General features: G+C 60.5%; 9 protein-coding genes. 6 read left to right on the top strand and 3 right to left on the bottom strand.

The genetic code is table 11. The features are described 5' to 3' along the window. Positions 1-135: 135 nt before the first annotated feature. Both DCO47_RS23130 and DCO47_RS23125 read left to right on the top strand, forming a co-directional pair. On the top strand, positions 136-462 hold the full coding sequence (locus tag DCO47_RS23130; RefSeq protein WP_042608361.1) for a hypothetical protein: 327 nt from the start codon (positions 136-138) through the stop codon (positions 460-462). A gap of 83 nt (positions 463-545) precedes the next feature. Beyond that, entirely contained in the window at positions 546-1,295 is a 750-nt protein-coding gene (locus DCO47_RS23125; RefSeq protein ID WP_064364311.1) for a YkgJ family cysteine cluster protein, read from the top strand. Positions 1,296-1,422: 127 nt separating this feature from the next. On the opposite strand, the gene DCO47_RS23120 is transcribed toward DCO47_RS23125, so the two are convergent. From DCO47_RS23120 to DCO47_RS23110, 3 genes are all read right to left on the bottom strand, one after another. Then, on the bottom strand, positions 1,423-1,662 hold the full coding sequence (locus DCO47_RS23120; RefSeq protein ID WP_064364310.1) for a hypothetical protein: 240 nt from the start codon (positions 1,660-1,662) through the stop codon (positions 1,423-1,425). A gap of 139 nt (positions 1,663-1,801) precedes the next feature. Continuing rightward, positions 1,802-2,221 (bottom strand): hypothetical protein, encoded by a 420-nt coding sequence (locus DCO47_RS23115; RefSeq protein ID WP_116658998.1) that lies wholly within the window; start codon positions 2,219-2,221, stop codon positions 1,802-1,804. Continuing rightward, positions 2,184-2,813 (bottom strand): nucleotidyltransferase domain-containing protein, encoded by a 630-nt coding sequence (locus DCO47_RS23110; protein WP_064364308.1) that lies wholly within the window; start codon positions 2,811-2,813, stop codon positions 2,184-2,186. The genes DCO47_RS23115 and DCO47_RS23110 overlap by 38 nt, the downstream gene beginning before the upstream one ends. A 191-nt stretch (positions 2,814-3,004) precedes the next feature. Here DCO47_RS23110 and DCO47_RS23105 point away from each other — a divergent pair, with 191 nt between their 5' ends. The 4 genes from DCO47_RS23105 to DCO47_RS23090 are packed head-to-tail and all read left to right on the top strand — an operon-like array spanning position 3,005 to position 9,314. Next, on the top strand, positions 3,005-4,165 hold the full coding sequence (locus DCO47_RS23105) for an efflux RND transporter periplasmic adaptor subunit (RefSeq protein WP_116658997.1): 1,161 nt from the start codon (positions 3,005-3,007) through the stop codon (positions 4,163-4,165). After that, positions 4,162-7,275, top strand: coding sequence for a multidrug efflux RND transporter permease subunit (locus DCO47_RS23100; protein ID WP_116658996.1), 3,114 nt, complete (start codon positions 4,162-4,164; stop codon positions 7,273-7,275). Before DCO47_RS23105 ends, DCO47_RS23100 begins: the two co-directional genes overlap by 4 nt. A 7-nt stretch (positions 7,276-7,282) precedes the next feature. After that, positions 7,283-7,960: a heavy metal response regulator transcription factor gene (locus tag DCO47_RS23095; protein ID WP_042608367.1), complete on the top strand. Its 678-nt coding sequence runs from the start codon at positions 7,283-7,285 to the stop codon at positions 7,958-7,960. Next, positions 7,950-9,314 carry a heavy metal sensor histidine kinase gene (locus DCO47_RS23090; protein ID WP_116658995.1) on the top strand — a complete coding sequence of 455 codons (1,365 nt, stop codon included), beginning with the start codon at positions 7,950-7,952 and terminating at the stop codon, positions 9,312-9,314. Before DCO47_RS23095 ends, DCO47_RS23090 begins: the two co-directional genes overlap by 11 nt. Positions 9,315-9,386: the final 72 nt, after the last annotated feature.

Raw genomic sequence — 9,386 nt, 5'->3', positions numbered from 1 at the left:
GCGAGCAGGCTCACTCCTACATTTGAAATGCATTCCAACCTGTAGGAGTGAGCCTGCTCGCGATAGCGCCGACACAGGCAACTTCCAACCCGCAGGCATACTCCAACCTTGGCCATAACCCAGGATGCCCCAACCATGAAAGCCATCACCCTCGCCCTGCTCAGCCTCACCGCCCTCGCCTCCCAGGCCCACGCCTCCAGCCCCGACGCCTGGGCCGCCTACGACAAAACCGTGCTCGCCAGCTGCACCAAGGCCAGCGGCCTGAAAAACGTCAAACCGGTCGGCACGCCCGCGCAATTCGATGATCGCGTCGGTTACACCGCCGTTCTGCTGCAAGGCCAGTATCCGCAAAAACACATGAAAGGCCAGCAAGGCAGCGAGCTGTGCCTGTACAACAAACAGTCGAAAACCGCGTTCGTCACCGAGTGGGATTCGATCCGCCCGGTGACAAAATCCCACTGAGTGGCGCAGTCCTTGCTTCGATCGGGTTCTGTGCGATGGTTTTCCGCCATCGTTTCACACCCTGATTGAAGACAGATCGCTCAATGAATACGACGTTTTCCTGCGTAGGCTGCGGCAAATGCTGCACCGACCACCATGTGCCGCTGACGCTGGCCGAAGCCCGCATGTGGGCGGCGGATGGCGGTCAGGTAATCGTGCTGGTCGAGGCCTTTCTCGGCAATGGTCTGGGCCTGCCAGCGCAGCAGCGCGAACATGCCGAGCGCCGTTCAGCCATGGTCCGCAGCGGTGCTACCGATGCTCATGTGGCGATCACTTTCGCCGCCTACAACGTCGGCCCCTGCCGGAATCTTGACGACGACAAGCGCTGCCGGATCTACGAGCGGCGTCCACTGGTGTGTCGGATTTACCCGGCGGAAATCAATCCGCATATCCCGCTCAATCCCGCTGCCAAGGATTGCCCGCCAGAATCCTGGGAACAGGGGCCGGAGCTGATCGTGGGCGGTGAGTTGGTTGATCGGGAACTGGTTGAGCTGATCCAGCGTTCGCGTCAGGCGGATCGGGATGACATCAGACTGAAGGATGCGATCTGCGCGACGCTCGGGATTCGCACTACCGCGCTCAAGGGCGATGGGTTTACCGCTTATTTGCCGAACATGGATGCGTTTGCGCAGGTGATCGACCAAGTAAGCGCGCAACCGCTGGCGGCGCAGCCGAGTGAGTGGCTGTTTCATTTGTCAGGTGATGACGTGGCCGGGCAAGTGCTGGCAGCCGGAGGCCAAGTGGTGACTGAACCGGCGCAGACTTATGCGTTCATTTCATTGCGCGCGGCTTGATCTGACATTTGTGGTGTAGCGGCTGCCGCCTTCGCGAGCAGGCTCGCTCCCACACTGGATCTGCGCCAGACACAAAACCTGTGGGAGCTCGCGAAGAGGCCAGCACAAGCACCATCACTTTCCGATGTCAGCGCTTGCCCATCGACCGACGCGTACCCGGCGGCGCCATGCCTGGGGTCTTGGTGTGGCCATTCTTCGCGCCATTCTTGTACCACGGCTGATTCGAGCCTTTCGCCGATGCCAGCTCGCCCGGTTTGAACGGGAACTTGAACGCTGGAATCTCGGCCTTGGTTTCGCTGGCATCAGCCACGTCAGCCGGGACGTCGCTCACAGCGTCGTCAACCGGCGGTTGGGTCGGGGAAGTCATAAAAGCTCCGGGAACAAAAAGTCGGCCCGATCAGTGAGCCGCAAAGGCGCGCAGTATACCTGTGCGCTCTGGCTCGGCATCTGAAGATTTGCGCGATGCGCTGAATGGCTGCTTGGTACTGACACTGCGTGATGATATTTCAGTTCATGCGGTGTTGAACGTCACTCAACAATTGCGAGGTGCTCTCCAGCAACTGCTCAAGAAGCGCGTCATCCTCATCCATATAGCCTTCGTATTCGGCGAGATTCCGCCGCTCATAGCACAGCGCAAACAATCGCACCTGAACCTTACTGCTTTGCGTGGTATGGATCAGACACTGGAATACCAGATAGCGCTTGTCCGATCGATAGCCACTCAAGCGAAGAGCTGTCAGCGCCAGCGCGTGAGCGGCGTTGTAGGCCAAATCGAACCGGCTGGAAAACGAGAGTGTGCAGGTGTGCGCATCCTTGAGCCTATCCAGAGCCGAGCGCATCAGCCCCTCACACTCTTTGCGGTCAGGTGGCTCCGCTTTCAGTACACCGCTACGTAGAAGATTCTCCAGACTCTCGTTGCTGCCCATCCTTGGACTCCAAAGGGTTTGCCCCTGACAGATCGATTTTTTCCTGCTGCATCACCCGCATGACAAAACTGTTCTGTGCCGCCAGCTTCCTGGCCCAGTCTTGCGGGGTGTATAGCGTCGGGTTGATGGGACGCCTCAATTGCTCCTCCAACGGCATGAGTCGCTCCATCAACTCACTGTAGTGCAGGCCTTCGCCAATCAGCATGAGATCTATGTCACTGAGTGTGTTCGCCGAGTTTTTGGCGATGGAGCCATACACGAACGCCCACGTGATCTGTTCGGCAAACGGCTCTAATGCCTGACGAAGAGGCTCGGCAAAACCGAATGTCTTACGCGTGATGCCCAGAAGCTCCGCGTAGATAGGACAGGCGGGGTTGGCCTGGTAATGGGTCTGGTTACCCACTCGTGTCATGCTGAGGATCCCGGCTCGTTGCAATCGATCGAGTTCACGCATCAGCCCGCCTTTGCCAACCTGCGCCCAGCGCACAATTTCGTTGGCGTAGAACGTCTGGTCAGGCTTGCCGAACAACAATCCCAATACTTTTTGCTGGGTGGCGGTGAACAGGGCTTCGCTTAAAGAAAGGTTTTCCACTGGCGCAAACCGAAGAGTCCCAAAAAAGGAACGATAGGTCCCTTTTAGGGACTTATCAACTCAACCGTAATCGCAGCTACTGCAATTAACATCGGAAACTGACAATCCTGACAGCCAGCCGTCACCCTGCCGACCGCCTGACCGGTTTATAACTGGCCAATCTGCCCAAACTCCAGACTTCGGCGCCGCGCATGTTCATTCAGAAAAATAAAATCCTGCTCGCCTCTCTCCTGATTTTGCTGGCAGCCGCCGGCCTGTGGTTTGTGCTCAAACCGGCACCGGCCAAACTGGCCAGCCCGACCGCCATTCCTGTGCGCGTGGTGACGGTCAGCGCCAAAGACGTGCCGCGTTATACCAGCGGCATCGGCTCGGTGCTCTCGCTCCACAGTGTGGTGGTGCGTCCGCAGATCGACGGCATCCTCACGAAAATTTTGGTCAAGGAGGGTCAACTGGTCAAAGCAGGCGACCTGCTCGCCACCATCGACGACCGCTCGATCCGCGCCAGCCTTGATCAGGCCCGGGCGCAGTTGGGCGAGAGCCAGGCGCAGCTGCAGGTCGCGCTGGTCAATCTCAAGCGCTACAAATTGCTCAGCGTTGACGACGGCGTGTCGAAGCAGACCTTCGATCAGCAGCAAGCGCTGGTCAATCAGCTCAAAGCCACGGCGCAGGGCAATCAGGCCTCGATCGATGCGGCGCAGGTGCAACTGTCCTACACGCAGATTCGCTCCCCGGTCACCGGGCGCGTCGGTATTCGTACGGTCGATGAAGGCAATTTCCTGCGCATGACCGACACTCAAGGACTGTTCACCGTGACTCAGATCGACCCGATCGCCGTCGAGTTCTCCCTGCCCCAGCAGATGCTGCCGACCCTGCAGAGCCTGATCAACGATCCGCAACGCGCGCCGGTCAAGGCCTACATCGGCGCCGACACCGATGGCGAAACCGGCAATCTGCTCGGCGAAGGTCATCTGACCCTGATCGACAACCAGATCAACGCCAACACCGGCACCATCCGCGCCAAGGCCGAATTCGCCAACGCCAGCCAGAAGCTCTGGCCGGGTTTGCTGGTGACGGTAAAAATTCAGACGGCTGTGGATAAAGATGCGCTGGTCGTTCCGCCCACCGTCGTACAACGTGGCCTTGAACAACACTTCGTTTACCGCGTGAAGGACGATAAGGTCGAAGCGGTGCCGGTGCAGATGGTGTATCAGGGCAGCGGCCAGGACATCATCAAAGGCGTCAACGCCGGTGACGTGCTGGTGACCGACGGCCAGTCGCGGCTCAAGCCGGGGTCGAGCGTGCAAGTCATGAGTGAGCCGCCGCAAGTGGTGCAGGCGGAGCCGAAGCCATGAATTCGCACAAAGGCATCTCGACCTGGTGCATCGATCACCCGGTGGCGACGATCCTGTTGACGATCGCGCTGGTGCTGGTCGGGGCGATTGCCTTCCCGCGCTTGCCGATTGCCCCACTGCCGGAAGCGGAATTTCCTACGATTCAAGTCTCGGCGCAGTTGCCTGGCGCCAGCCCGGACACCATGGCGTCTTCGGTGGCGACGCCGCTGGAGGTGCAATTCAGTGCCATCCCCGGCATGACCCAGATGACCTCGAGCAGTGCGCTGGGCTCAACCCTGCTGACCCTGCAATTCACCCTCGACAAAAGCATCGACACCGCCGCGCAGGAAGTCCAGGCGGCGATCAACACCGCCGCCGGCAAGCTGCCCAAGGATATGCCGACGCTGCCGACGTGGAAGAAGGTCAACCCGGCCGACAGCCCGGTGCTGATCCTCAGTGTCAGCTCCACACAGATGCCCGGCACCGAACTCAGCGACCTGGTGGAAACCCTGCTCGCCCGGCAGATCAGTCAGATCGACGGCGTCGGCCAGATCAACATCACCGGTCAGCAACGTCCGGCGATTCGCGTGCAGGCGTCGGCGGACAAACTCGCGGCGATTGGCCTGACGCTGGCCGACATCAGGCTGGCGATCCAGCAAACCAGTCTGAACCTCGCCAAAGGTGCGCTGTACGGCGAATCGAGTATCTCGACGCTGTCGACCAACGACCAGTTGTTCCACCCCGAGGACTACAGCCAGCTCATCGTTTCCTACAAGGATGGCGCACCGGTTCACCTGCGCGATGTCGCCAGAGTCGTCAACGGTGCGGAAGATGCCTACGTGCAGGCGTGGGCGGGTGATCGTCCGGGGGTGAATCTGGTGATCTCGCGCCAGCCCGGCGCCAACATCGTTGAGACCGTCGACCGCATTCAAGCCGCCCTCCCCGGTCTCGAAGCCATGCTGCCGGCCTCGGTGCAGGTGAAAACCCTGATCGACCGCACGCAGACCATTCGCGCTTCGCTGCATGAAGTCGAGATCACCTTGCTGATCGCGATCCTGCTGGTGGTCGCAGTCATGGCGCTGTTCCTGCGGCAGTTGTCGGCGACCCTGATTGTTTCGGCGGTGCTCGGCGTCTCGCTGATCGCCAGTTTCGCCCTGATGTACGTGCTCGGTTTCAGCCTGAACAACCTGACACTGGTGGCGATCGTCGTCGCGGTCGGCTTCGTGGTCGACGATGCGATTGTCGTGGTGGAGAACATTCACCGCCATCTCGAGGCCGGCGATGACATGCGCGAGGCGGCGATCAAGGGTGCCGGCGAGATTGGCTTCACCGTCGTTTCGATCAGTTTCTCGCTGGTAGCGGCGTTCATCCCACTGCTGTTCATGGGCGGTGTGGTCGGGCGGCTGTTCAAGGAATTCGCCCTGACCGCGACGTCCACCATCATGATTTCCGTGGTGGTGTCGCTGACGCTGGCGCCAACCCTTGCCGCGCTGTTCATGCGCAAACCGCTGCATCATGCCAATGCCAAACCCGGTTTCAGTGAGCGCCTGCTCGGCTGGTACGAAAAGGGTCTGCGGTGCGCCCTCGACCATCAGAAACTGATGATTGGTGTGTTCGGTCTCTCGCTGGCGTTGGCGGTTGCCGGCTACATTTTCATTCCCAAGGGGTTCTTTCCGGTGCAGGACACCGGTTTCGTCCTCGGCACCACTGAAGCCGCTGCGGACATTTCCTACGGCGACATGGTGAAAAAACACTTGGCGATGGCGGAAATCGTCGCGGCGGATCCGGCGGTGCAGGCGTTTTCCCATTCGGTGGGTGTTTCCGGCAGCAACCAGACCATCGCCAACGGGCGCTTCTGGATTGCCCTGAAAAAACGTGGCGATCGCGATGTCAGCGCCAGCCAGTTCATCGACCGCATCCGTCCGCAACTGATGAAAGTCCCCGGCATCGTTCTGTATTTGCGCGCAGGGCAGGACATCAACCTCAGCTCCGGCCCGAGCCGTGCGCAGTACCAGTACGTGCTCAAAAGCAATGACGGCGCGACCCTCGCCACTTGGACCCAGCGCCTGACCGAGAAACTGCGCAGCAACCCGGCGTTCCGCGACATTTCCAATGATCTGCAACTGGGCGGCAGCATCACTCACATCAGCATCGACCGTAGCGCAGCGGCGCGTTTTGGCCTGACTGCCAGCGATGTCGACGAGGCGCTGTACGATGCGTTCGGCCAACGGCAGATCAATGAATTCCAGACTCAGGTCAACCAGTACAACGTGATCCTCGAGCTGGACACCAGGCAACGCGGCAAGGCCGAAAGCCTCAACTATTTCTACCTGCGTTCGCCGCTCAGCGGGGAAATGGTGCCGCTCTCGGCGCTGGCCCGGTTTGACGCGCCGACCATCGGCCCGCTGTCGATTGCCCACGACGGCATGTTCCCCGCCGCCAACCTGTCCTTCAACCTCGCCCCGGGCGTGGCGCTGGGCGATGCGGTAATTCTGCTCAATCAGGCCAAGGCCGAGATCGGCATGCCCACCGCGATCAGCGGCAATTTCCAGGGTGCAGCGCAGGCCTTCCAGAGTTCGCTGGCCAGTCAGCCGTGGCTGATCCTTGCGGCGCTGGTGGCGGTGTACATCATCCTCGGCGTGCTTTATGAAAGCTTCGTGCATCCGCTGACGATCATTTCGACATTGCCGGCGGCAGGCCTCGGCGCGGTGATCATGCTGTGGATCTGTGGCCAGGACTTTTCGATCATGGCGTTGATCGGCCTGGTGCTGCTGATCGGTATCGTCAAGAAGAACGGCATCCTGATGATCGACTTTGCCCTCGAGGCGCAGCGCCAGCGCGGACTGGCGCCGCAAGAGGCGATTTTCGAAGCGTGCATCACCCGGTTCCGGCCGATCATCATGACCACCCTCGCCGCGCTGCTCGGCGCGTTGCCGCTGATGCTCGGCTACGGCACCGGCGCCGAACTGCGCCAGCCATTGGGCATTGCCGTGGTCGGCGGTTTGCTGGTCAGCCAGATGCTGACGCTGTTCACCACCCCGGTCATATACTTATGGCTCGAACGGCTGTTTCACCGGCACTCACACCCACCAGCCCCAACGCCCGCAACGGCATTGGCGACCACAGACTGAGGCGGTCATGCGCGTTCTGATTATCGAAGACGAAGAAAAAACCGCAGACTATCTGCACCGTGGCCTGACCGAGCAGGGCTACACCGTGGACCTTGCCCGCGACGGCGTTGAAGGCCTGCATCTGGCGCTGGAATGCGACTACGCAGTGATCGTCCTCGACGTCATGTTGCCGGGGCTCGATGGCTTCGGCGTGCTGCGCGCGTTGCGTGCGCGCAAACAGACCCCGGTGATCATGCTCACCGCCCGCGAGCGCGTCGAAGACCGCATCAAGGGCCTGCGCGACGGTGCCGACGATTACCTCGGCAAGCCGTTTTCCTTCCTCGAACTGGTCGCCCGCCTGCAAGCGTTGACCCGGCGCAGCGGCGGTCATGAGCCGGTGCAAGTAACCATCGCCGACCTGTGGATCGACCTGATCAGCCGCAAGGCCACCCGCGCCGGCACGCGCCTGGATCTGACCGCGAAAGAGTTTTCCCTGCTCAGCGTGCTCGCCCGTCGCCAGGGCGAAATCCTCTCGAAAACCGCGATCGCCGAGATGGTCTGGGACATCAATTTCGACAGTGATGCCAACGTCGTCGAAGTCGCGATCAAACGCCTGCGCGCCAAACTAGACGGCCCGTTCCACGAAAAACTGCTGCACACCATTCGCGGCATGGGTTATGTACTGGAGAGCCGTGGTGTCCAGTAACTCGATTGCCCTGCGTTTAAGCGGGATGTTCACGCTGGTGGCGCTCGTGGTGTTTCTGTTGATTGGTGGCGCACTGTATCAACAGGTCGACAAGGGCTTGGGGCTGTTGCCGGAAGCTGAGCTGGATGCGCGTTACAGCGTGCTCGAGTCGGCGCTCAATCGCTTCGGCACACCGGAACATTGGGTGAAGATCAACGCCAAGCTGAAGCTGCTCGGCGAAGAAGACAAGCGCATCCGGTTCTGGGTGGTCAGTGGTAATCCGGGTTACGAATATGGACAACCCGATGCCGCGATTCGGGCCTTCGCTCAGGGTCCGCTGGGCATGCATGACCTGTATCTGGCCGACCATCCCTACCCCCTGAAAGTGCTGCTGACCGAGTTGCCGGCCAAGGACCAGCGCCCGTCGCTGCGCTTCATGATCGGCATCGATACCGAAACCTTCCATGAGACGCAGCACAATCTGCTGATCGCACTGATCGGTCTGGCGATCGCCGGTGTGCTGATGGCTTCGGCGCTGGGCTATTGGGTGGCGCGCATCGGCCTCAAGCCGTTGATCAAACTGTCGCAGGAAGCTCAGCGCCTGGCACCACCACTACGCGCCGGGCGCTTGCGTCTATCGCCGTTGCCGCCGGAACTGGAGCAGTTCGTCGAGTCGTTCAATTCGACGCTGGAACGGGTGGAACTGGCCTATTCGCGGTTGGAGTCGTTCAACGCCGACGTCGCCCATGAACTGCGGTCACCGCTGACCAACCTGATCGGCCAGACCCAGGTCGCGCTGACCCGCGGGCGCTCGGCCGAACACTATTTCGAAGTGCTGCAATCGAACCTCGAAGAGCTGGAGCGACTGCGTTCGATCATCAACGATATGTTGTTCCTGGCCAGCGCCGATCAGGGCAACAAGGCAACCAAACTGACCTCGACGTCACTGGCTGATGAGGTGGCGACGACCCTGGACTATCTGGATTTCATCCTTGAGGACGCTCAGGTTGAAGTGCAGGTCAGCGGCGATGCGCAGGTCCAGATCGAGGTCGCGCATTTGCGCCGGGCGCTGATCAACTTGCTGGGCAACGCGGTGCAGCACACCGAACCGGGACAGGTGATCGAAGTGCGCATCGAGGTTCAAGAACATCAGGTGAGCATCGGCGTGGCCAATCCCGGGACGCCGATTGGCAGTGAACATTTGCCGAGGTTGTTCGAGCGCTTCTATCGGGTCGATGCCTCGCGCAGCAACAGCGGCAATAACCACGGCTTGGGGCTGGCGATCGTCAAGGCGATTGCGCTGATGCATGGCGGGGATGTGTTTGTACGCAGTGACGGGGGCATGAACACCTTCGGCATTCACCTTCCGGTCTGAAAAGATCAAAAGATCGCAGCCTTCGGCAGCTCCTACAGGTGTACGACACGCCCTTGTAGGAGCTGCCGAAGG

It is taken from the genome of Pseudomonas sp. NDM (assembly GCF_003105095.1).
Taxonomy (GTDB): Bacteria; Pseudomonadota; Gammaproteobacteria; order Pseudomonadales; family Pseudomonadaceae; genus Aquipseudomonas; species Aquipseudomonas moraviensis_A.
The sequence above is the reverse complement of the archived record's forward strand: the minus strand, read 5'-3'. Positions and strand labels throughout refer to the sequence as shown.

Excerpts from the sequence above, each read along its gene's own strand:
- DCO47_RS23105 (WP_116658997.1), top strand. The coding sequence starts at position 3,005 with ATGTTCATTCAGAAAAATAAAATCCTGCTCGCCTCTCTCCTGATTTTG.
- DCO47_RS23115 (WP_116658998.1), bottom strand. The coding sequence starts at position 2,221 with ATGGGCAGCAACGAGAGTCTGGAGAATCTTCTACGTAGCGGTGTACTG.
- DCO47_RS23120 (WP_064364310.1), bottom strand. The coding sequence starts at position 1,662 with ATGACTTCCCCGACCCAACCGCCGGTTGACGACGCTGTGAGCGACGTC.
- DCO47_RS23100 (WP_116658996.1), top strand. The coding sequence starts at position 4,162 with ATGAATTCGCACAAAGGCATCTCGACCTGGTGCATCGATCACCCGGTG.
- DCO47_RS23130 (WP_042608361.1), top strand. The coding sequence starts at position 136 with ATGAAAGCCATCACCCTCGCCCTGCTCAGCCTCACCGCCCTCGCCTCC.
- DCO47_RS23095 (WP_042608367.1), top strand. The coding sequence starts at position 7,283 with ATGCGCGTTCTGATTATCGAAGACGAAGAAAAAACCGCAGACTATCTG.
- DCO47_RS23125 (WP_064364311.1), top strand. The coding sequence starts at position 546 with ATGAATACGACGTTTTCCTGCGTAGGCTGCGGCAAATGCTGCACCGAC.